This is a genomic window from Sphingomonas sp. NPDC092440, from assembly GCF_044754985.1.
Taxonomy (GTDB): Bacteria; Pseudomonadota; Alphaproteobacteria; order Sphingomonadales; family Sphingomonadaceae; genus Sphingomonas.
The window spans coordinates 21,321-43,320 of sequence record NZ_JBIVQA010000010.1 but is presented as its reverse complement, the minus strand read 5'-3'; the positions used below and the strand labels follow the sequence as shown (position 1 = coordinate 43,320).

General features: G+C 68.4%; 20 protein-coding genes and 1 tRNA gene. 11 read left to right on the top strand and 10 right to left on the bottom strand.

Features of this window, described 5'->3' with window-relative positions; all coding sequences use genetic code 11:
- Positions 1–36: 36 nt before the first annotated feature.
- The 4 genes from ACIQCS_RS17110 to ACIQCS_RS17095 form a co-directional block, all read right to left on the bottom strand.
- Positions 37–1,488, bottom strand: coding sequence for a DUF5597 domain-containing protein (locus ACIQCS_RS17110; protein ID WP_345848146.1), 1,452 nt, complete (start codon positions 1,486–1,488; stop codon positions 37–39).
- A 94-nt stretch (positions 1,489–1,582) separates the two neighbouring features.
- Positions 1,583–1,656: transfer RNA gene (locus ACIQCS_RS17105), tRNA-Gly, on the bottom strand.
- Positions 1,657–1,819: 163 nt separating this feature from the next.
- Positions 1,820–2,365: an RNA 2'-phosphotransferase gene (locus ACIQCS_RS17100; protein ID WP_345848147.1), complete on the bottom strand. Its 546-nt coding sequence runs from the start codon at positions 2,363–2,365 to the stop codon at positions 1,820–1,822.
- Positions 2,365–2,949, bottom strand: a complete 585-nt coding sequence (locus tag ACIQCS_RS17095) for an isochorismatase family cysteine hydrolase (protein WP_345848148.1) — start codon at positions 2,947–2,949, stop codon at positions 2,365–2,367. Before ACIQCS_RS17095 ends, ACIQCS_RS17100 begins: the two co-directional genes overlap by 1 nt.
- A 79-nt stretch (positions 2,950–3,028) precedes the next feature.
- Between ACIQCS_RS17095 and ACIQCS_RS17090 the strand changes: the two genes are divergently transcribed.
- Complete coding sequence (locus ACIQCS_RS17090) at positions 3,029–3,766, top strand: NrtR DNA-binding winged helix domain-containing protein (RefSeq protein ID WP_345848149.1); 738 nt, start codon at positions 3,029–3,031, stop codon at positions 3,764–3,766.
- A gap of 46 nt (positions 3,767–3,812) precedes the next feature.
- Positions 3,813–5,117 carry a nicotinate phosphoribosyltransferase gene (gene pncB / locus ACIQCS_RS17085; RefSeq protein WP_345848150.1) on the top strand — a complete coding sequence of 435 codons (1,305 nt, stop codon included), beginning with the start codon at positions 3,813–3,815 and terminating at the stop codon, positions 5,115–5,117.
- Here the strand turns inward: pncB and lgt are convergent.
- Positions 5,114–5,950, bottom strand: coding sequence for a prolipoprotein diacylglyceryl transferase (gene lgt / locus ACIQCS_RS17080; protein WP_401531406.1), 837 nt, complete (start codon positions 5,948–5,950; stop codon positions 5,114–5,116). The genes pncB and lgt overlap by 4 nt on opposite strands.
- Positions 5,951–6,069: 119 nt before the next feature.
- On the opposite strand from lgt, the gene ACIQCS_RS17075 reads away from it, so the two are divergent.
- On the top strand, positions 6,070–7,455 hold the full coding sequence (locus ACIQCS_RS17075) for a M20/M25/M40 family metallo-hydrolase (protein ID WP_345848152.1): 1,386 nt from the start codon (positions 6,070–6,072) through the stop codon (positions 7,453–7,455).
- A 132-nt stretch (positions 7,456–7,587) separates the two neighbouring features.
- Here ACIQCS_RS17075 and ACIQCS_RS17070 read toward each other — a convergent pair whose 3' ends face one another.
- Positions 7,588–7,998 (bottom strand): VOC family protein, encoded by a 411-nt coding sequence (locus ACIQCS_RS17070; protein WP_345848153.1) that lies wholly within the window; start codon positions 7,996–7,998, stop codon positions 7,588–7,590.
- A gap of 139 nt (positions 7,999–8,137) precedes the next feature.
- On the opposite strand from ACIQCS_RS17070, the gene ACIQCS_RS17065 reads away from it, so the two are divergent.
- Positions 8,138–9,727 carry an NAD(P)/FAD-dependent oxidoreductase gene (locus tag ACIQCS_RS17065; RefSeq protein WP_345848154.1) on the top strand — a complete coding sequence of 530 codons (1,590 nt, stop codon included), beginning with the start codon at positions 8,138–8,140 and terminating at the stop codon, positions 9,725–9,727.
- On the opposite strand, the gene ACIQCS_RS17060 is transcribed toward ACIQCS_RS17065, so the two are convergent.
- Together ACIQCS_RS17060 and ACIQCS_RS17055 are read right to left on the bottom strand one after the other, a co-directional pair.
- Positions 9,689–10,981 carry an amino acid permease gene (locus ACIQCS_RS17060; RefSeq protein WP_345848155.1) on the bottom strand — a complete coding sequence of 431 codons (1,293 nt, stop codon included), beginning with the start codon at positions 10,979–10,981 and terminating at the stop codon, positions 9,689–9,691. The two genes, ACIQCS_RS17065 and ACIQCS_RS17060, sit on opposite strands and share 39 nt — an antisense overlap.
- Before the next feature lie 19 nt (positions 10,982–11,000).
- Positions 11,001–11,756, bottom strand: a complete 756-nt coding sequence (locus ACIQCS_RS17055; protein WP_345851997.1) for a molybdopterin-binding protein — start codon at positions 11,754–11,756, stop codon at positions 11,001–11,003.
- A 46-nt stretch (positions 11,757–11,802) separates the two neighbouring features.
- On the opposite strand from ACIQCS_RS17055, the gene ACIQCS_RS17050 reads away from it, so the two are divergent.
- Both ACIQCS_RS17050 and map read left to right on the top strand, forming a co-directional pair.
- Complete coding sequence (locus ACIQCS_RS17050; RefSeq protein WP_345848156.1) at positions 11,803–12,738, top strand: MBL fold metallo-hydrolase; 936 nt, start codon at positions 11,803–11,805, stop codon at positions 12,736–12,738.
- On the top strand, positions 12,735–13,559 hold the full coding sequence (gene map, locus ACIQCS_RS17045; protein WP_345848159.1) for a type I methionyl aminopeptidase: 825 nt from the start codon (positions 12,735–12,737) through the stop codon (positions 13,557–13,559). The genes ACIQCS_RS17050 and map overlap by 4 nt, the downstream gene beginning before the upstream one ends.
- Before the next feature lie 336 nt (positions 13,560–13,895).
- On the opposite strand, the gene ACIQCS_RS17040 is transcribed toward map, so the two are convergent.
- Positions 13,896–14,108, bottom strand: a complete 213-nt coding sequence (locus ACIQCS_RS17040) for a hypothetical protein (protein WP_280278968.1) — start codon at positions 14,106–14,108, stop codon at positions 13,896–13,898.
- Positions 14,109–14,385: 277 nt separating this feature from the next.
- Here ACIQCS_RS17040 and ACIQCS_RS17035 point away from each other — a divergent pair, with 277 nt between their 5' ends.
- From ACIQCS_RS17035 to ACIQCS_RS17025, 3 genes are all read left to right on the top strand, one after another.
- On the top strand, positions 14,386–14,724 hold the full coding sequence (locus ACIQCS_RS17035; RefSeq protein WP_086131131.1) for a P-II family nitrogen regulator: 339 nt from the start codon (positions 14,386–14,388) through the stop codon (positions 14,722–14,724).
- Between the two features lie 93 nt (positions 14,725–14,817).
- Entirely contained in the window at positions 14,818–16,230 is a 1,413-nt protein-coding gene (gene glnA, locus ACIQCS_RS17030; protein ID WP_345848164.1) for a type I glutamate--ammonia ligase, read from the top strand.
- Between the two features lie 158 nt (positions 16,231–16,388).
- Complete coding sequence (locus ACIQCS_RS17025) at positions 16,389–16,847, top strand: hypothetical protein (RefSeq protein ID WP_345848166.1); 459 nt, start codon at positions 16,389–16,391, stop codon at positions 16,845–16,847.
- Between the two features lie 85 nt (positions 16,848–16,932).
- Here the strand turns inward: ACIQCS_RS17025 and ACIQCS_RS17020 are convergent, their stop codons facing one another.
- Positions 16,933–19,500, bottom strand: a complete 2,568-nt coding sequence (locus ACIQCS_RS17020; protein ID WP_345848168.1) for a TonB-dependent receptor domain-containing protein — start codon at positions 19,498–19,500, stop codon at positions 16,933–16,935.
- A 246-nt stretch (positions 19,501–19,746) separates the two neighbouring features.
- Between ACIQCS_RS17020 and ACIQCS_RS17015 the strand changes: the two genes are divergently transcribed.
- Both ACIQCS_RS17015 and ACIQCS_RS17010 read left to right on the top strand, forming a co-directional pair.
- Positions 19,747–21,171, top strand: a complete 1,425-nt coding sequence (locus tag ACIQCS_RS17015; protein WP_345848170.1) for an aldehyde dehydrogenase family protein — start codon at positions 19,747–19,749, stop codon at positions 21,169–21,171.
- On the top strand, positions 21,168–21,998 hold the full coding sequence (locus ACIQCS_RS17010; protein WP_401531363.1) for a hypothetical protein: 831 nt from the start codon (positions 21,168–21,170) through the stop codon (positions 21,996–21,998). Before ACIQCS_RS17015 ends, ACIQCS_RS17010 begins: the two co-directional genes overlap by 4 nt.
- The last annotated feature ends 2 nt before the right edge of the window (positions 21,999–22,000 follow it).

The window sequence follows — 22,000 nt, the reverse complement described above, 5'->3', positions numbered from 1 at the left end:
CGTAACGCTCGGGATATGATTTGGCTCACTCGGGTCTCAATAACGATAGAGCCGCATCTTCTGAATGCCGAACTGCCCGGGCGGCAGGCGGACGTGCCGGCCCTGATGCGTCTCGTCGCCGTTGAGCTTCCGGCCGGCCACCCATTTCCCGTCGACGAACCGACCTTCCTCGACGAAATCCAGGCCCACGCGCGGCCCGAAGGTCACCGTGATCCCGCTGCCCGCGACCAGATAGTCCTCGCCGCCCAGCCAGAGCAGGATCCCGCCATGCTCGCCCGGCTCCTGCTTGTCCTTCGGCGTCCAGGGATCGACGAACCCGATGGTCAGCGCATAGCCGCCGAGCGTTGCCGCCTGCGGTGCGCTGTCGACCACGCCCTCGAAGCTGACGGGCGGCGCGAACCCCGCGCGCGCCGGGGCCGCGAACAGCGCCGGGGTCAGTTGCTCGAGCATCGCGTAGAAACTGCCCAGCCGGTCCCGGTCGGCGATATTCTCGATCGCGAAGGGGCTGAAACCGATCGCGCCATGCTTGCCGATCACGCGCATCGCATTGGCCGGCGCGCGCGGGTCGCCCGCCTGATTGGCCTCGGGCACGAACAGGGGATTGCCCGGCACGGCATAGCCGTCGGCGATGCCGGCGAAGTTCGGGAAGTAGATATCGGGCGAGAGCATGTCGATCGCGGGCGCCGCTTCCTTCCATGTCCGCATCAGGTGCGCCAGCGGCCCGCCGCTCGGATAGTCGCCCGGCAGCTTGCCCGGCCGCCCCTGCGCGCCGTTGACGTACATCGGCAGCCGATATTCGCGCTTGCCGGCCTCGGCCACCGCATTGGCCCAGCGCGCATAATGATGCGCGGTGAACGCCTCCTCGCCGCCCCGCCACTTCGCGAAGGCGGCGTCCGCCAGCGGGCCGTGCTCGCGCGCGGTCGGCAGGAAGCCGATCTCATTCTCCACCTGCGCCATCAGCACCGTGTGCCGGTCGCCGTCGATCGCCTTCAGATGCCGCATCAGCGCGGCAAAGGCCCGCGCATCGGCGTCGCGCGTCGCCACGCCGAACACCGACAATATGTCCTGCGGCTGCCCATCCTTGCCGGTCGAGCGCGGAAAGCGCTTGCCGTCACGCTTCACCCAGGCGGGCACATAGGTCGACATGCTGTTCTTCCAGGTGCCGAACCAGAGCAGCACCAGCCGCATGTCATGGGCCCGCGCATCCTCGATCAGCCAGTCGAGGCTGGCGAAGTCGAACCTGCCCTCCTCCGGCTCGATCGCCTCCCAGGTCACCGGCGCCAGCACCGTGTTGAGATGCAGCGCCTTCAGCCGCGGCCAGTGCGGCGCCAGCCAGGCGCGATCGGTGGCCGAGGAATTGCCCAGCTCGCCCCCGCGGATCAGGAACGGCTTCCCGTCGACGATCAGCCGCCCGCCTTCCAGATGCGGCGCCTGGGCGAAAGCGGGAGCGGCGAGGAAAAGGGCGAGCGCGGAGAGCCAGCGGAGCATGGCCTGCACAATAGTCTGATTTAATCGCGCGTGGGAACCACGCATGACGCATCGCCCGCGATTCGCGGCAACGGCTTCGGAATCAAGGGGAAGCTGGAGCGGGTAGCGGGAATCGAACCCGCGCTAGAAGCTTGGGAAGCTCCTGTGATACCATTTCACCATACCCGCTCGGGCCCGCCGAAATCCTCGCTTTTGCCGATTCTGTCAAGCCGCTCTGCTCAGTGCCGGAGCTTCAGGTGATGCGGCGGCGGCCGGCGCTTGCGGAACAGCAGCTTCAGGCACACCCAGAGCAGCAACCACTCCCATAGCGAAGGCACACGATCGGCACGCATCATTTCGGCTCCCAGGGTTCGAGGAACGCGGGCGGCACCGCCTCGGTAAGCCACACCCCGTTGCTGGTCAGGAAGAAATCCCGGCCGGTCTCGGCAAGCGCCGCCGCCCGCACGGCCAGGAGCACCGGCGCCCCGCGCCGTTGCCCCACGCGCGTCGCGGTATCGCGATCGCCCGAGAGGTGGACGTGATGGCGCCGCATCGGCTTCAGCCCCTCCGCCAGGATCGCCGGCAGGAAAGGCGCGACGGTGCCATGCCACAGCAGGGCCGGCGGCGCGGTGCGGGGCCAGTCGAGCGCCACCGCCACCGAATGCCCCTGCCGCGCCCGGATCCGCGCCGCATCGCCGGAAAGCTCGAAGCGCTGCTTGTCGCTTTCCTCGACCAGGCGGAGCAGTTCGTCCCAGCTGCAGGCTACGTCCGCCCGGGCGAACCCCGCCAGCACTGCGTCCACTTCGGTCCAGCCCTGCGCATCGAGCACCAGCCCGCCCGCCCCTGGGTCGTGCCGCAGCCACAGCGACAACATCTTCGATTTGCGAATGTCGCCCATCACCCGATCTCCACCGGCAGGTCCGGCCACTGCTCCACGGCAACCCTGTCGATCTGGCGTTCGATGCCGCGCGTCAGCGTCGACGGCACCGTCACGTTGAAGGCCCGCTCGAGCAGCCCTTCCACTGCCCAGCGCACGCAATAGTCCGCCGCGACACCGACCACCGTCACTTCCTCTATCCCGGCCCGAGCGAGATCGCCGAAGAACCGGTTGCGTGACCGGAGCCGGTCGCCGTCGATCGGCGCGATCCCGATCCCCTCCTCGGCCCACATGTCGAACACGCCCTTTTCCAGCCGCCAGGTCGGGATCGCCGGATCGACCGCGCCCGGATCGACCACCAGCTGCCAGCCCGGCGTGCCTTTCACGCAATGCGGCGGGAACTGCTTAGCCTCTTCGGACGCCGCGTAGATTTCGGGCACATGCGTATCGAAGGTGAACAGAACACCCTCGGTCTCCTCCGGCCGCAGCCCGGCCAGCCAGTCCCGCATCGGCGCGACGATATCCCCGGCACCCGGCACCGGCAGCGCCCCGTCCGCCGCCACGAAATCCCGCTGCATGTCCACGACGATCACAAATTTCTTCATCACCCGTCTCCGGTTCCGTATTTGACATATATCCGATACACGCATAAGTAAAGCGCATAGTGAATATAAGGTAGCGCCAATGGACGAAGCGGCCTTTCTCGAAAGCTATGATCCGGCGGCGTTCGAGCGCCCGTCGGTGGCGGTCGACCTGATCCTGATGAGCGTAGTCGACGGCGCGCCCGCCGTGCTGCTCACCCGCCGCGACCAGCATCCGTTCCAACACAGCTGGGCGCTGCCCGGCGGGTTCGTCGGCATCGGCGAGAGCCTGGACGCGGCCGCGCGCCGCATCCTCGCCGAAAAGGCGCACATGGCCGATGCCTGGGTCGAGCAACTCTACACCTTCGGCGCGGTCGACCGCGATCCCCGCATGCGGATCATCAGCGTCGCCTATTTCGCGCTGATCCCGGCCACCGCCTTCGCCGCCGCGCTCAAGGCGGCGCCCGGGCTGGCGCTGGCCGAGTTGACCGTCCCCTGGCGAGGCGAGGCCGGCGGCCCGGTCGAGGTCCGGCCCGCCGAGGGAGCGCCGCTCGCCCTCGCCTTCGACCATGGCGAGATGCTCGGCGTCGCGATGCTGCGGCTGCGCGGCAAGCTCGATTATTCCGGCATCGCCTTCGCCCTGCTGCCCGAGCGCTTCACGCTGCGCGCGCTGCAGGACGTGTACGAAGCGATCCTCGACATGCGGCTGAACAAGCCCGCCTTCCGCCGCCGCATGCTCGATCGCGGCTGGCTGGAGCCGACCGGCGAGCGCGAGACCGGTGCCTCGTTCCGCCCCGCCGAGCTCTATCGTTACCGCCCGCCCGGCGAAGCCCCTCGCTGAGCCCCGCCGTCGCGTCTATCGTCACCGGCCATATCCGGAGGAAGCCTTGCCCGTCACCGACATCGCCACGCGCGTCTATAATCATGGCTGGCGGCTCGATCCGATCGTCCGCAGCCTGCTCGACACCGATTTCTACAAGCTGCTGATGCTGCAGATGATCCGCCATCTGCACCCGGACGTGCAGGCGACCTTCTCGCTGATCAACCGCACGAAGAGCGTCCGCCTGGCCGAGGTGATCGACGAGGCCGAGCTGCGCGCCCAGCTCGATCATGCCCGCACCGTGCGCTTCTCGAAGAAGGAGCTCATCTGGCTCGCGGGCAACAGCTTCTATGGCAAGCAGCGCATGTTCGCGCCCGACTTCATCGCCTGGCTCGCCGATTTCGAGCTGCCCGAATATGACCTGCATCGGGTCGACGGCCAGTTCGAGCTGCACTTCGCCGGCCCCTGGACCCACACGATGATGTGGGAGATCCCCGCGCTGGCCATCGTCAACGAGCTCCGCTCGCGTGCCGCCCTGAAGGGCAAGGGCCGGTTCGAGCTCGATGTGCTCTATGCCCGCGCCAAGGCGAAGATGTGGGACAAGGTCGAGCGCCTGCGCCAGCTTCCCGATCTGGTGATCTCGGACTTCGGCACGCGCCGCCGCCATGGCTTTCTGTGGCAGCGCTGGTGCGTGGAGGCGCTGAAGGAAGGCCTGGGCAGCCGCTTCATCGGCAGCTCGAACGTGCTGCTCGCGATGGACAACGACCTGGAGGCGATCGGCACCAATGCGCACGAGCTGCCGATGGTCCTCGCCGCGCTCGCGGAGACCGACGCGGAAGTCGCCACCGCCCCCTATCGCGTGCTGGAGGAATGGCGCGCCCATTATGACGGCAACCTGCTGGTCGCCCTGCCCGATGCCTTCGGCACCACTGCCTTCCTGCGCGACGCGCCGGACTGGGTTGCCGACTGGACCGGCTTCCGCCCCGATTCGATGCCGCCGATCGAAGGCGGCGAGCAGATCATCGCCTGGTGGCAGGCACGCGGCCGCGATCCGCGCACCAAGCTGCTGATCTTCTCGGACGGCATGGACGTCGACAGCATCGAGGCGACCTATCGCCACTTCCACGGCCGGGTGCGGATGAGCTTCGGCTGGGGCACCAACCTGACCAACGATTTCCGCGGCTGCGATCCCGCCGGCGGCCACGACCTCGAGCCGATCTCGCTCGTCGCCAAGGTTACCAGCGCCAACGGCCGCCCGGCGGTCAAGCTCTCCGACAACCCGTCCAAGGCCACCGGCGACCCGGCCGAGATCGCCCGCTATCTGCGCATCTTCGGCGGCGAAGGCCGGACGGCGCAGGAAGTGGCCGTCTAGGAAGCGGCAGGCATCCGCACGGCCGGGCGGGCGACCAGCCAGAGGCCGGCCAGGACCATGGGCAGGCTCAGCGTCTGCCCCATGGTCAGGCCCCACCAGAGATGCTCGAGCCCGGCGTCGGGCTGGCGCAGGAATTCCAGCAGGAAGCGGGCGGAGCCGTATAGCACCAGCCCCGCGCCGACCAGGCGGCCAGGGACGAGCCGGGCATCGGTCCGCCAGAACAGCCAGGCCAGCACCAGCATCGTCACACCGCCTTCCAGCGCCGCCTCGTAGAGCTGGCTCGGATGGCGCGGGATGCCGTCTCGCGTGCCGGGAAACACCATCGCCCAGGGCAGGCTGCTCGGCCGACCCCATAGTTCCCCGTTCACGAAATTGGCGATCCGGACCAGGATCAGCCCGAACGGCGTGGTGCAGGCGACATAGTCGCACACGCGCAGCATCGACAGGCCCTGGCGCCTGGTGAACAGCCACAGCGCCGCGATCACGCCGACGAAGCCGCCATGGAACGACATGCCGCCTTCCCATAATTTGAGCACGTCGAGCGGATGCGCCCAGATCTCCGGCCGATAGATCAGGCAATAGCCGAGCCGGCCGCCCAGGATCACGCCGGCGAAGATGTAATAGACGAGATCGTCGACCTGCTGCCGGTCGAGCGGCGCGCCGGGCTGGCGGATCAGCCGGAGCATGTACCACCAGCCGAGCAGCATCGCCGCGAGATAGCTGAGCGCGTACCAGCGCAGCTGGAAGAAGCCGAGATCCAGCGCGACGGGCGAAAGGCCCAGCCGGTCGAAATGAATCGCGGCCGCAGCACCGGCAAATGCAAGCATCGAAATCCCCCGTCCCGTTGCCGCTCCCTAATCGAGCCTCCCGGGATCGCAAAAAGAAAAGCGGAACCCCGCAATTGACCTCCCCCCTGCGCCCGCTAGCGTGACCGGACAGCAAGGAGATCGAGATGCGGGTTCTGGCAGGTGCGGCGCTGGTCGCGATGGCGTTCACCGGATCCGTCGCCCGGGCGCAGCAAAACCCCCAGGCGGAAGCCCAGGCGCTCGAGCTGCTCAAGCGCGGCATCGCCTTCCGCACCGTCGCCGGGCCGGGCAACCAGACGCCCGACTATGCCGCCTATCTGAAGGCCCAGCTCGTCGCCGGAGGCTTCGATCCCGCCGACATCCGCATCGAGCGGATCGGCGACACCGCCTGGCTCGCGGCCCGCTATCCGGGTGCCGACAAGGCCGCCAAGCCGATCTACATCTCCGGCCATATGGACGTGGTCGAGGCCAGGCCCGAGGACTGGACCCGCGATCCGTTCACGCCGATCGTCGAGAACGGCTATATCTTCGGCCGCGGCGCGACCGACATGAAATACGACCTCTCGACCATGGTCGCCACGCTGATCCAGCTGAAGCGCGAAGGCTACCGGCCGTCGCGCGACATCATTCTCCTCGCCTCGGGCGACGAGGAGACCAGCATGAAGACCACCGCCGCGATGGCCGAGCAATATCATGACGGCGAGCTGCTCTTGAACATCGACGGCGGCGGCGGCGCGCTCGACGAGCACGGCAAGCCCGAGATCTTCGGCCTGCAGGGCGCCGAGAAGACCTATGCCGATTACGAGCTGACCTTCACCAATCCCGGCGGCCATTCGAGCGCGCCGACCAGGAGCAACGCCATCTATTCGCTCGCCCATGCGCTGGCGAAGATCGAGGCATATCAGTTCCCCGGCGAGATCAACGCCATCACCCGCGCCGGCTTCGTCCAGGGCGCGAAGACCGCCGATCCGGACATGGCCGCGGCGATGCGCGCGTTCATGGCCAACCAGCGCGACGCCAAGGCGCTTGCCGTGCTGCGCTCGGAGCCCGGGCTGATCGGCCAGACCGGCACCACCTGCGTGGCCACCATGGTCAATGCCGGCCATGCGACCAACGCGCTGCCCCAGCGCGCCACCGCCAACATCAATTGCCGCATCTTCCCGGGTACCTCGGTCGCGGCCGTCGCGGCGACGCTGACGAAGGTGGTCGGCGATCCCGAGCTCAAGCTCAGGACGCTCGACAGCGGCACCGTCGCCAGCCCCGCCTCGCCGCTGCGGCCCGACCTGATGAAGCTGGTCGCGGACGGCATCCACGCCCGCTTCCCCGGCGTGCCGATCGTGCCGGCGATGTCGGCGGGCGCCAGCGATTCGATGTGGTTCCGCGCCAAGGGCGTGCCGAGCTACGGCGTCAGCCCGATCTTCATGAAGGGTTCGGACAGCTTCGCCCATGGCCTCAACGAGCGCACGCCGCTCAGCGAGATCGCGCCGTCGATCGTGTACTACAAGTTCCTGCTCAAGGGCCTGACGCAATGAACCCGAATCGAGGATTCAGCTTTCTTCCTTCGTCACCCCAGCCTTGAGCCGGGGGCCCGCTATCTTGCCGGCACAGGAAGAAGCGCGATCCCAGCGGGCCAACGGCCAGCCGCAGCGGCACTTCCCGGCGGTTCAGGCCGGGTCGCCGCCATCGGGGGACGGCGGCTGCTCCATCAGCCGGGACGGCCAGCCGATGCGGATCAGCATGCCGTCCGGGCCGGCGATGCCCACTTCGTACAGGCCCCATTCCCGGTGGCGCAGCACGCCGCCGGGGCGGATGACCAGATCGTCCACCAGGGCGGCGATCGCCTCCACTTCGGGCGTGCGGATGAAGACGCCGAACGGGTTGTGCTCTTCCGGCACCCGCCATGGGCCGGACCCCGCCTGGGTGAGGTTCACCTCGCAGCCCCAGCCGGTCATGATCGCATAGGCGGCATCGCCCCCGACCCGAGTGAAGCCCAGCCGCTCCCAGAATGGGATCGCGGCGGCAAGGTCGTTATGCGGAACTATAGCGAACGCGCCCACTGTCGCGGGGATCGGCATCGTGCTTCTCCTTGCTTTCGAGACAATCCTTCGCATGCGCCCATATCATATGCATGCAGGTCCTGGCTTTCGGCCATACGCGGCGATGGCGGATATCCCGTTCGCATTGTAAGCCCATGCAACAGTGAAGAGGGAGCCGATGACCGCCAGATACGACGCCCTGATCATCGGGGGCGGGCATAATGGACTCGTCTGCGCCTTCTACCTTGCCCGCGCCGGCCTGAAGGTCCGGGTGCTGGAGCGGCGCCACATCGTCGGCGGCGCGGCGGTGACCGAGGAATTCCACCCCGGCTTCCGCAACTCCACCGCCAGCTACACGGTCAGCCTGCTCCGCCCCAAAGTGATCGCCGACATGAAGCTCCCGGCGCGCGGTTGGCGCGTGGTCGAGCGGCAGATCTCCAATTTCCTGCCGCACGATGGCGGCTATCTGAAGCTGGGCGGCGGGCATGCGCGCACCCGCGCCGAGTTCGCCCGCTTCTCGGCCCGGGATGCCGAGGCATTGCCCCGCTACGAGGAAGCGCTGGAGCGCGTCGCCGCGGTGCTGCGCGACATGGCGCTCAGGACACCGCCCAATGCCGGCGGCGGCATCCGCGCGCTGCTCGCCGCCGCCGCGCAGGGCCGCAAGCTGGCGGGCATGCCGATCGAGGCGCAGCGTGACGCGATGGACCTGTTCGTCAAGTCGGCGCGCGACTTCCTGGATGGCTGGTTCGAGAACGACTATGTCAAGGCGGCCTTCGGCTTCGACGCCGTGGTCGGCAACTATGCCAGCCCCGATACGCCCGGCAGCGCCTATGTGCTGCTCCACCATGTCTTCGGCGAAGTGAACGGCAAGAAGGGCGCCTGGGGCCATTCGATCGGCGGGATGGGCATGATCACCCGGCTGATGGCCGAAGCCTGTGCCGAGGCCGGGGTCGAGATCAGCCTGGAAGCCCCGGTCGCGAAGCTGCTGGTCGATGGGAACAGGGTTTCCGGCGTGCGGCTGGAGAGCGGCGAGGAGATCGCCGCCGGCACCGTCGCCGCCAATATCGGCCCCGCCCTGCTCTATCGCCGGCTGGTCGACCGCGCCGACCTGCCCGCCGACTTCGCCCGGCGGATGGACCGGTACAAGGCCGGCTCCGGCACCTTCCGGATGAACGTCGCGCTCTCCGAGCTGCCGGACTTCACGGTGCTGCCCGGCCCCGGCGAGCATCACACCGCCGGCATCATGATCTGCCCGACGCTCGACTATATGGACCGCGCCTATACGAGCGCGCGGGCCAGGGGCATGTCCGACGAGCCGATCGTCGAGATGACCATCCCCTCCACCGTGGACGACAGCCTCGCCCCGCCGGGGCAGCATGTCGCCGCACTGTTCTGCCAGCAATTCGCGCCCGGCCTGGACTGGGACTGGCACCGCGAGGCCGCCGCCGACCGCATCATCGATACCGTCACCAGGCACGCACCCAACTTCAAGGCATCGGTGATCGCGCGCCAGATCCACTCGCCGCTCGACCTGGAGCGCAAGTTCGGCCTGGTCGGCGGCGACATCATGCACGGCCACATGTCGCTCGACCAGCTCTGGGCCGCCCGGCCGGTGCTGGGCCATGGCGACTATCGCGGGCCGATCCGGGGGCTCTACATGTGCGGCGCCGGCACCCATCCCGGCGGCGGCGTCACCGGCGCGCCGGGGCACAATGCCGCGCACGAGATCCTAAGGGATCGCAGCCTCCTCGGCCGCCTGCTCGGCTGAGCCGCGCATCAGATAGAGCGGGATCGCCGTCGCCATCAGCAACAGGCTGAGCCCGATCGCCTCATAGCCCGCGCCCCAGATCGCCCAGAGCGCGAAGACCAGCCCGATGGCGGCGGCGGGCCGCACCACGCCCAGCACCAGCGCGGACAGGCAGGTGCCGGCATAGAACCACAGCGTCGCCGCCGTCGTCACCCGCAGCATGAAGTCGTAGATGGCGGCGGTATCGCGCGAGACGTTGCTGAGCACCAGCACGCTGGCGAGCAGGCTCGACGCGAGCAGCGCCGCCACCGGCACGTCACGCCCGCTGGTCCGGCCGATCCGGGCGGGGATCACGCCCGCGCGCGCCATGCCCAGCGGCACCTCGCCCTGCAGGAGCACCCAGCCGTTGAGCGCGCCGATCGCGGCCACCGCGGCGAAGCCGGCCACTGCCAGCCCGGCCCAATGCCCCCAGAAGGTCTCGACGAACAGCGCCACCGGCGCATTGGCGCCCGCCACCGATCCCTGCGGCATCGCGAAGATGATCCCCGAACAGGCGATCAGGTACAGCAGCCCGGTCAGCCCCACGCCGGTCAGCGTGGCGCGCGGGATGATCCGGCCCGGATCGCGCACCCGCTCGGCGGCGACCCCGGCGCATTCGAACCCGACCATCGCGAAGAAGGCGAGCGTCACCGCCGATGCCAGCTGGCCGGCATCGAACGGCGTGTGCGGATGCGCGCTGGCGGCAAGGTCGCCCTTGGCACCGAGCTGGGCGAGCAGCAGCACGATCGCGGCGAGCGGCACGAGCTTGACCAAGGTCGTCACGACCTGGAACTCGCCGGCGGCCCGCGCCCCGCGCAGGTTGAGCAGGGTGATCCCCCAGAGCAGCGCCACCGCCGCCAGCACCAGGCTGAGCGAAGACTCGGCCAGGGGCGGCCAGAACACCGCCAGATAGCGCACCGCGGTGAGCGCGATGAACGCGTTCGCCGCCCACACGCCCACCCACATCGTCCAGGCGATCAGCACGCCGGGGAGCGGCCCGAGCGCACGCGCGCAGATCGCCAGCGTTCCCGTCGCCTCGGGCATCGCACGCGAGAGGCCGGCGATCACCCAGGCGATCACCAGCGCCCCCGCGATCGCCGCGATCCAGGCCGCCACGCTGGTGAAGCCATAGGGCGCGAGCTGGGCGGGCAACGCGAAGAAGCCCGAACCGATCATGTTGCCGATCACCAGCGCGGTCGCCGTCCAGAAGCCGAATGGCCGCTTCGATTCCGTCATGCCCCATCCCCCCGGAAAGTCAGATCCCGCCCTCAACCGCCTCCAGCCCCCGCTCCGCCAGCCCCTGGATCAGCGCGTCTCCGCACGCGTCGAGCAGCGCCTGCTCGGTCGCGCGGACCACGAAGTTCGCGCCGGTGCGGCCGTCGCGGAAAAAAGGATAGCTGCCGATCGCCACGCCTTCGTGCGCGCGCTCGGTCTCGCCCAGGAACTCGGCGATCTCGCTCTCCGCCACCCAGGTGCCGATCGTGCGCGAAAGCACCGGTCGCCCGCCCTCCAGCGTCCCGGTCAGCGCGTCGAGCATGCCCGCCGTGATGTGCGGCACCCCCGCCAGGATGAAGAGATTGCCCAGACGGATGCCCGGCGCGCCGGACATGCGATTCGGGATCAGCTCGGCGCCCTCCGGCACTCGCGCCATGCGCAGCCGCGCGTCGGTCAGCCCGCCGCGTGTCTCGTAATAGCGCTCCAGCACCGCCCGGGCCTGGGGGTGGATCACCACGCCGACGCCCAGGGCCGCCGCAATGGCATCGACGGTGATGTCGTCGTGCGTCGGCCCGATCCCGCCGGTCGTGAAGCAATAATCGTAGCGCTCGCGCAGGGCGTTCACCGCCTCGACGATCCGCGCCTCGACATCCGGCACTACCCGCACCTCGGCCAGGCGGATGCCCTGCACGTTCAGCCAGCTCGCGATCTGGGCGATGTTCTTGTCCTGCGTGCGGCCCGAGAGGATCTCGTCGCCGATCACCGCCAGCCCAGCCGTCCAGATGCGTTCGCCCATGGGACCGGCATAGACGCATGCGCCGTCCGCGCCTAGCGTTCCGATCATGCTTTCGACGCTCGCCGCGCTCGCGCTTGCCGCCGCCGCTCCCTGCCAGGCCGAGCTGGTGGTGCTCGGCACCTCGCAGGATGCCGGCACGCCCCAGATCGGCCATCCCGAAGATCCCGCCTGGCGAGACCCGAGCCTGCGGGCCTGGGCCGCCTCGCTCGCCCTGGTCGATCACGCCAGCGGCGCGCGCTATCTGTTCGACGCCACGCCGGACCTGCGCGAGCAGCTGGAATGGCTCGACATGCACGACCCGAAGCGCACGCCGGGCCTCGGCATCGACGGCATCTTCCTCACCCATGCGCATATCGGCCATTATGCCGGGCTGATGTTCCTCGGCCGGGAATCGGCGAACAGCCGGGGCGTTCCCGTCCACGCCATGCCGCGCATGGCCGAGTTCCTGCGGAACAACGGCCCCTGGAGCCAGCTCGTCAGCCTGGACAATATCGCGCTCCGGCCGCTCGCCGCCGGCGCCGCCACCCGGCTGCCCGACGGCATCACCGTCACCCCCTATCTCGTCCCGCACCGCGACGAATATTCGGAAACGGTGGGCTTCGTCATCGCCGGCCGCGGGCGAAGCGCGCTCTACCTCCCGGACATCGACGGCTGGGACAAATGGGACCAGCGGCTCGAGGACATGCTGGCCCGGGTGGACGTCGCCTATCTCGACGGCACCTTCTTCGACGATACCGAGCTCGGCGACCCCGCGCGGATGAAGAGCGTTCCCCACCCTCGCATCGCCGACACGATCCGCCGCCTGCCGCCCGCGCTAGCCGCCAAGGTCCGATTCATCCATCTGAACCACACCAACCCGGCGCGCTTCCCCGATGCGGCGAAGCGTCGCGCGGCGGAGAGCGGCGGCGCGGCATTCGCCCGGCTCGGCGAGCGTTTCTGCCTCTCGAAAAACGGCGCCGACCGGCCTATATCCCCCCGATGACCGAATATGTGACCGTTACCGCCGACATGCTCCAGGCCCGCGATGGCGCGATCAAGCTCCACGGCCCGGCAGGCTTCGAGGGCATGCGCCGCGCCGGCCGCCTCGGCGCCGAGATCCTCGACGCGCTCGTCCCCCATGTCGTGCCGGGCGTCGCCACTGCCGAGCTGGACGACATCGTCCGCGAGATGACCGTCGCCGCCGGCGGCGTCCCCGCCACGCTCGGCTATCGCGGCTATACGCACAGCTGCTGCATCTCGATCAACCATGTCGTCTGCCACGGCATCCCGAGCGACAAGACGCTGAAGGACGGCGATATCGTCAATATCGACGTGACGCCGATGCTCGACGGGTGGCACGGCGACACCAGCCGCATGTTCCTGGTCGGCGATGTCGGCATCAAGGCACGCCGGCTGGTCGACGTCACCTATGAGTGCCTGATGCTCGGGCTCGAACAGGCCAGGCCCGGCAACCATCTCGGCGACGTCGCCCATGCCATCCAGCGCCATGCCGAGAAGCATCGCTACGGCGTGGTCCGCGATTTCTGCGGGCATGGCCTGGGCCAGATCTTCCACGACGCGCCCGAAGTCGTCCATGTCGGCCGCCCCGGCACCGGCCCGGAGCTGCGCCCCGGCATGTTCTTCACCGTCGAGCCGATGATCAACATCGGCCGGCCGGACGTGAAGCTGCTCGATGACGGCTGGACCGCGGTGACGCGCGACCGCTCGCTTTCGGCGCAGTTCGAGCATTCGATCGGCATCACCGAGACCGGCTGCGAGATCTTCACCAAGAGCCCCAAGGGCCTCGACAACCCGCCTTATTGAATCACCCGGCCGCCTTGTCGAAGCGCTCCGCCACGGCCTGTTGAAGGCCCGCATACGGCCAATAGTCTCCGCAACGGGTGCGTCCGCCAGCGGCTGGAGGGCCGGGCGGACGCATGCGGCGGGTGGAGGGAGTGGGCCGCACCGCCGCCGGGGCTCGCTCGCCCGTGCACAGTCAAGCACGAGCCGATTCGAACAATTCGCATGATGAATCCCCATATCGACTGGGGAGTCAATGCGACTTTCCGGAGACATTACTCCCATTTTGGACACTAATACTTCACGGGAATAGTAAACGGCATTACGTAAATTATGGAATTTGCCGGGAACGGCGCGCCTTCAATGCGGCGTGCCCGACCAGAACGATAGCTGTTCCTCGGCTCCCGCCGCGTCCAGATCGCCGATCTCGCTGTGAATCCAGCATGTTTTCCGCGCCTCGGGATCGAGCGCCAGCAACCCGTGCGCCATGATGACGAGCGGCCCCGTGGCGACGATCACGTCGCCATCCGGCAGATCGCTCCCGCGCCGATGCAGTTCGGCAGGCAGGTCCATGGGCATAGGCTGCATACATCGCACCCCGGTACGCTCGTCGCCCCAACGCGATTCCGCCGAAACGGTTCCACAAACCGATCACCGACAATTTGTTGCCGCCGGGCAACGCTTTCGCTGCTGCCGCCAAATCCGGCACCTCGTGGCGCGCTGCCCATTTGATAGGCACTTGTTAAAGCGGCGCGGCGCGTGCAACCGAGAGGACGAGCCGAGTCCCGCCTCTGGCACGAAGTTTGCCAGACGCGCGGACAGGCAAGCCTCATGTGCCTCGGGGGAAACCGTGAAAAAGATCGAAGCGATCATCAAGCCGTTCAAGCTCGACGAAGTGAAGGAAGCGCTGCACGAAGTCGGCGTCTCCGGCATCACCGTCACCGAGGCCAAGGGCTTCGGCCGCCAGAAGGGCCATACCGAGCTCTATCGCGGCGCTGAATATGTCGTGGACTTCCTTCCCAAGGTGAAGCTCGAGGTAGTGGTCGAGGATTCGCTTGCCGACCGCGTGGTCGAAGCGGTCGCCGCCGCGGCGCAGACCGGCCGGATCGGCGACGGCAAGATCTTCGTGATCCCCGTCGAGACGGCACTCCGCATCCGCACCGGCGAGCGCAACGAAAACGCGATTTGACGCGCCGCAACATAGCGTCGATGTAGCGCCCGTTTTGGGCAAGATTCTTTCCCGATTCGTCGGGTCAACGAAAGCGAGCGAAAGGGCTTAACAATGGCGAATTCGGCCAGCGACGTTCTGAAGATGGTGAAGGACAACGAGATCGAGTGGATCGATCTCCGCTTCACCGATCCCAAGGGCAAGTGGCAGCACCTCACCATGGTCGCCAAGGTGATCGGCGAGGACGAGCTGACCGACGGCCTGATGTTCGACGGCTCCTCGATCGAGGGCTGGAAGGCGATCAACGAGTCCGACATGATCCTGAAGCCGGATCTGGACGCGGTGTGGATCGATCCCTTCTCGGCCACCCCGATGCTGATCCTGGTCTGCGACATCGTCGAGCCCTCGACCGGCGAGCTCTATGCCCGCGACCCGCGCAGCACCGCGAAGCGCTCGGAAGCCTATCTCCAGTCGCTCGGCATCGGCGACACGGTATATGTCGGCCCCGAGGCCGAGTTCTTCATGTTCGACGACGTCCGCTTCGAGAACAGCTATTCGACCAGCTACTACGCGATCGACGACATCGAGCTGCCGGGCAATTCGGGCAAGGAATATGAGGCCGGCAATCTCGGCCACCGCCCGCGCGCCAAGGGCGGCTATTTCCCCGTCGCGCCGGTCGACTCGGCCGTCGACATCCGCGGCGAGATGGTCGCGACGATGCTCGAGATGGGCCTGCCCTGCGACAAGCATCACCACGAGGTCGCCGCGGCGCAGCACGAGCTGGGCCTGACCTATGGCACGCTGGTCCAGACCGCCGACCGCATGCAGATCTACAAATATGTCGTGCACCAGGTCGCGCATGCGTACGGCAAGACCGCGACCTTCATGCCGAAGCCGATCAAGGAAGATAATGGCTCGGGCATGCACACCCATATCTCGATCTGGGAGAAGGGCGCCAACACCTTTGCGGGCAACGGCTATGCCGGCCTGTCGGACGCCTGCCTCTATTTCATCGGCGGCGTGATCAAGCATGCCAAGGCACTCAACGCCTTCACCAACCCGACCACCAACAGCTACAAGCGCCTGGTGCCGGGCTATGAAGCCCCCGTGCTCCTCGCCTATTCGTCGCGCAACCGCTCGGCTTCGTGCCGCATCCCGTACGGCGCGGGCACCAAGGCGAAGCGCGTCGAGTTCCGCTTCCCGGACGCGCTGGCCAACCCGTATCTCTGCTATGCGGCGCTGCTGATGGCCGGCCTGGACGGCATCCAGAACAAGATCCACCCGGGCGACCCGATGGACAAGAACCTGTACGACCTGCCGCCGGCCGAGCTGTCGCAGGTGCCGACGGTGTGCGGCTCGCTCCGCGAGGCGCTCGACAGCCTGGAAGCCGATATGGACTTCCTGCTCAAGGGCGACGTGTTCTCGAAGGACCAGATCGAGGCCTATGTCGAGATCAAGCGCGGCGAGGTCGCCCGCTGGGAGATGACGCCGTCGCCGGTCGAGTACGACATGTACTATTCGGCCTGAGCGCCGCGCCTTCGGGCAAGGGACAAGGGGGCGTCCGGAGCTTGTCCGGGCGCCCCTTTTCCGTTTCGGGAGCCTCGCGCGCCGCCGCCGGACTCGACGGGCCCCGCCTGCGCGCATTAGGCTGGCCCGATCCGCCCCACCCGCAACAAGGAGCCGAGATGGACGAGGATGATCGCCCCGCCGACACGGAGCGGGCGCCGGGCCCCGCGACGCTGCCCGGAATTCCGGGGCCGGACCCGATTTCACCCATCGGCGCGCTGCCCATTCCCCTCGGCCTCCCGTCCGGAGACGTGATCGCCGAAGGCCTGGGCATCAAGGGCCTCGCGGTGCAATTCCCCGGCATCGGCCTGCCGTTCCTGCCCATCTCGCCCCAAGCTGCGCCGCAGGGCATTTTCGGGCATGCCATCGGCAAGCTCGGCGCTCCGCTGGGCAGTGCGCTCGCCATCCATCCCGACTCGCAGCCAGGGCTAGGTATCCAGATGGGGCCGGGTATCCAGATCGGGAACGTGGCGGGCCAGATCGGCTCCCTCCTCCCCTTCTCCGCCGCTCCGATCCCCGGAGGCGTGCCCGGAGCCGCGCCGGCCGCGCCGGACAAGGACGACCCGCCGCCTTCCTGATGCCGCCCGAACGCGCGAGGCGCCGAGCCAAAATACGCCCGGCCCCGAGGGACCGGGCGCATCCCCCTTTTAACCCTGGTACAGCTTAGCGCTTGCCGATCCGCAGGCTCGCGGCGATGCCATAGATGCGCGGCTCGCCCGCGATGAAGGTCGGCATGCCCAGCGCGTCGCCGGTATTGCCGGCATCCTTGATATACTTGCGGTTGAAGGCGTTGGTGACGAAGCCCTCGAACCGCCAGCGGCCATCCGCGGTCTCCAGGCCGAGCCGCGCATCGGCCAGCGCATAGCCGCCCTGCACTTCGTCCTGCACCAGGTCCGGCACCAGATTGTTCCGCTGCAGCGCCGGCAGGTCGTTGTCGTCGTCGAAGAACACCTTGGACTGCCAGGTGACGCTCGGCGTGAAGTCGATCGTCACAGGCCCCGCCGGAACCTTGAACTGCACCGCCAGCGCGGCGCTGTGATCGGGCGAGAGGCGGAAGCGGTTGCCGTCGCGCGCGCCGCGCGCGAAGCGGCTATGGTTATAGGCATAGCTGCCGAACAGATTGACCCAGCGCGCCGGACGCCAGCTCACCTGCCCCTCGAAGCCATAGCTCTCGGCCCGGCCGGCATTGACGGTGACGAACACCGTCCCCTGCTGCTCGGTCGTCTGGAAGTTCGAGTAGCGATAATAGAACACCGAACCGTCGATGAAGAGCGTGCGGTCGGCGAGCGCCGTCTTCAGGCCGGCCTCGTAGCTGTCCACCGTTTCCGAAGGCAGCACGCTGAACCGGGCCGCGCCGCCCGGCGCGGCGGGCGCGCTCACGCTCAGTATCTCGGGGCGCCGGCCGCGCGCATAGGTGGCGTAGACATTGGCCTCGGGCGAGATCTCGTACTTGGCGGTGGCGCGCCAGGTGAAGCCGCTGTCCTTATGGTCGGCGCTGTAGAGCTGGCCGTTGGAGCCGCTGGGCTGCAGGCCCAGGCCGAACAGCGGCACCGGATAGAGCGCCGAGGTCGGGATGTTCGCGGCGCCCGGCACGGCCAGCGCGCCGAGCAGAGCGGTGCGCGTCGCCGCGGGCTGGGCGAGCGCGCCGATGAACCCGCCCAGGATCGAGCGCCCGTTGCTCACCGCGGAGGAGAAGCCGGTGGTCTTCGCGTCATGGCTCCAGCGGATGCCGCCGCCGATCTCGAGCCCCTCGGCGACGTTGAAGGTCACGTCGCCGAACAGGTCCCAGCTCTCGGTGCGGCCGTAATTGGTGCTGGTCTCCTGGTGGCCGGACTTGAGGTTCGCCGCGATCGCCTGGGCCTGCGCGCTCGACAGCGCCACGCCATAGGCACCCGCCACGCCCTGGAGCAGCTGGCCGGTAAAGGCGGTGTTCGAGAACAGCGCCAGCGGTGCCGGGTCGCTCGCCGGCCGGCCCGGAATGGCACCGCCGCCGTTCAGCGCGTTGGTGAGCCGTGCCAGCGCCACCCGCTCGTCGAACTGCGACGGCGTGCGCTGGAAGCCGTTCTCGCGGAAATAGGTGCCGCCGACGAACGCCGTGAACCGGTCGTTCTTCCAGGTGAGGCGCAGCGTGCCCATGGTCTGGTTGCCCTGCGCATCCTCCGCCGCGGTCAGCGCGGGAAGCGAGATGCCGTCCGCGTCGAAGATCTCGATGCCGGCGAACTTGCGGTACGAGCCGATCGCGTTGAGCGAGAGGTTGGGCGAGAAATCATAATTGGCGATGCCGGTGACGCCCCACACATCGCGGTCGAGGCCGAGCGGACGGCCGCGCTCGAAGCTGCCCGGGCTCGCCAGCGCCGCGCCCGAATTGCGCCCGCGATCGCCGATCACCGCGCCGGTGACCGGGTCGGTCGGGTTGTAGGCGATCGACTTGAACGACGTGCCGCTCGCCTTGTCGTGCTGGTAGTTGCCGATCAGATCGAACGTGAAGGCGCCCAGCGCCCAGCGCAACGAACCGCGCACCGCTTCGGACTTGATGCCGTTGAAAGCCTCGCCGCCGAGCAGGTTGGCGACATAGCCGTCGCGCTGCTTGATCCGGCTGGCGACCCGGATGCCGACATCGCCGCCGAGCGGCAGGTTCACCGTCTCGTCGATCCGATAGCCGTTGAAGTTCGAATATTGGCCATAGACATAGCCATAGGCATTGTGCGGATCGGCCTTGGCCTGGACCAGGTTGACTGCGCCGATCAGCGCGCCGCGGCCGTAGAGCGTCGATTGCGGGCCCTTGGCCACCTCCACCCGCTCCATGTCGAACAGCTCGACATAGGAACCGCGCGACTTGGAGATCGACACGCCGTCCTGGAAGACCGAGACGCGCGGCTCGTTGAAAGCGCTGCCCGAATCCGAGGTGATGCCGCGCATCACGAAGCCGGGATTGTTCGGGCTCTGGTTCTGCACGTCGAAGCCGGGCACGAACTGGCCGAGCCGGTCGAACTCGGTGATGCCCAGGTCGTCGAGGAACTTGCCCTGCAGCGCGGTGAGCGCGAACGGCACGTCCATCGGCCGCTGCTCGACCAGCTGCGCGGTGACGACGATCTCGCTGTCGCCGGCCCTGTCCTCCGCCGCCGCGGCGGCTTCCGGCTGGGTCCTGGCGGCTTCCTGCGCGGCCGCATCGGTGGCGGCGAGCAGGGCGATCGGACTGGCAAGCGCGAGCAACGCGTAGCGGATGGACATGATGAGCTCCCTGTTTGCGGGGGAGCGATCCCCTTCCCCCCGTCGCGAAGCCGTTGGCCGCCATTCATGACATCCTTGTTGCGGCGCAGCGAATTTTGTGTGGAGACTGCCCGTCCGGCCAGGCGAACTGGCCCGGTTTCCGCGGCCATGGCGAGGCTTCGCTTCGGCCGGCGCACGCTTCCGCCTTGCAAGCCCCGCGCGCACTCGCCATTTCCATACCTTAAATTCGAATCGGAGAGGCGAGTGATGCGCAGCTATCTTAAGCAGTTCATCGGGGGCGAGTGGGTCGAGAGCCAGGGCGGCACCCGGCACGAAGTGATCAACCCCGCCACCGAGGAAGCCGTGACCGAGATCACACTGGGCTCGCCGGCCGATGTCGACCGCGCCGTCGCCGCGGCGCGCAAGGCGTTCGAGAGCTTCTCGCGCACCAGCGTCGACGAGCGGGTGGCGCTGATCGAGGCGATCCTCGCCGAATACAAGGCGCGCGCCGGCGACATGGCCGAGGCGATCAGCCAGGAAATGGGCGCCCCGATCAGCCTGGCCCGGACCGCGCAGGTCGGCTCCGGCCTCGGCCATCTGATGTCCGCCGCCAAGGCGCTCCAGGAATTCCAGTTCGAGGAGCAGATCGGCAACAGCCTGGTCGTGCACGAGCCCATCGGCGTCGTCGCGATGATCACGCCCTGGAACTGGCCGCTCAACCAGATCGTCTCCAAGGTCGCGCCCGCGCTCGCCGCCGGCTGCACCATGGTGCTCAAGCCCAGCGAGGAAGCGCCGCGCTGCGCGATGATCTTCGCCGAGGTGCTCGCCGCCGCCGGGGTGCCCGCGGGCGTGTTCAACCTCGTCAATGGCGACGGGCCCGGCGTCGGCACCGCGCTTTCGCGCCACAAGGGCGTCGACATGGTGAGCTTCACCGGCTCCACCCGGGCCGGGGTGCTCGTCGCGAAGAATGCCGCGGAGACAGTCAAGCGCGTGCATCAGGAGCTGGGCGGCAAGTCGCCCTCGCTGATGCTCGAGGGCGCCGATCTCGGCCGCGCGGTGCAGACCACCTTGTTCAGCGTGCTGATGAATTCGGGGCAGAGCTGCATCGCCCCCACCCGGCTGCTCGTGCCCAAGGGCATGCAGGAACAGGTCGCCGCCGCCGCCGCCGAAGTGATGAAGGCCACCCATACCGGCGACCCGGCCGAGGAAGGCCGCCATATCGGCCCGCTGGTCAACAAGACCCAGTGGGAGAAGGTCCAGGGCCTGATCGCCCGGGGCATGGAGGAAGGCGCCAGGCTGGAGGCCGGCGGCCCCGGCCGGCCGGACGGCGTCGAGACCGGCTATTTCGTCCGCCCGACGCTCTTCTCGGGCGTGCGGAACGACATGACGATCGCCCGCGAGGAGATTTTCGGCCCGGTGGTGACGATCATCCCCTATGAGGACGAGGAAGACGCGGTCCGCATCGCCAACGACACCGATTACGGCCTGTCCGCGGTCGTCTTCGGCGACGCTGCCGCCGTGAAGCGCGTCGCGCCGCGGCTGCGCGCCGGCATGGTCTATGTGAATGGCGGCCAGCCGGATCCGAACCTGCCCTTTGGCGGCTACAAGCAATCGGGCAATGGCCGCGAGCACGGCAAGTTCGGCCTGGCCGAGTTCATGGAAGTGAAGGCGATGGTCGGCGCGCTGGCGTGATGCGCGCGGCCTTCCTCCTCCCGCTCGCGCTGCTCGCGCCGTCCCTCGCGGCGGCGCAGCAGGCCGGCGACCGGTTCCAGCTCGTCCGCACCACCCTGGTCGAGCAGCGCGGCCCCGGCACGATGCGCAGCACGCAGAACAGCGACGCGCTGATCGAGCGCATCGTCGCGGTGACGCCGGCCGGGGCCGAGCTCGAATTCAGCCTGCCGCCCGGCAGCCAGGGAGGCGACTGGACCTTCCCGGTCCGCGTGCTCCAGCCCCAGGACGGTCCGCGCCAGCTGCGCGACCGCGCCGAGCTGGAGGGGCGGATCGACAAATGGCTGAAGGACGCCGGCCTGACGCGCGCGGCATGCGGCCATTGGGTCGCCGGCTGGACGGCCTTTCGCGTCGAGTGCGACCCCGACGTGGCGCTGCGCACGGTGGATGCCTTCGCGATCGGCCAGCTGAAGCTCGTCGACGGCGCTCCCTATGCCGATGCCCAGGCGGCGCGCCCGGCACCGCTCAGGGCCAGGCCCGACGGCAAGGGCTTCACCGCCGAGCTGGCGGTCGACCCCGCGACCATCCGCGACGAGCTGGCCCGGGCCGATGTCGCGGCGGCCGAGCTCAGCGGGCAGGCGCTCGGCCTGGACGCCGCCCGCAAGGCGCATGCGGGCGACCAGGTCTCAGGCACGATCAAGGTGACGATCGACCTGGCCGGCACCGTCAGCCGCCGCACCCGCGTCGTCGCCTGGACGATCACCCGGGGCGGCCAGACCGAGACGCGCACCACCACCGAAAGAGTCGAGCGCCGCCCGATCCAGCAGCGCGTCGATCCGAACAGCATCTGACC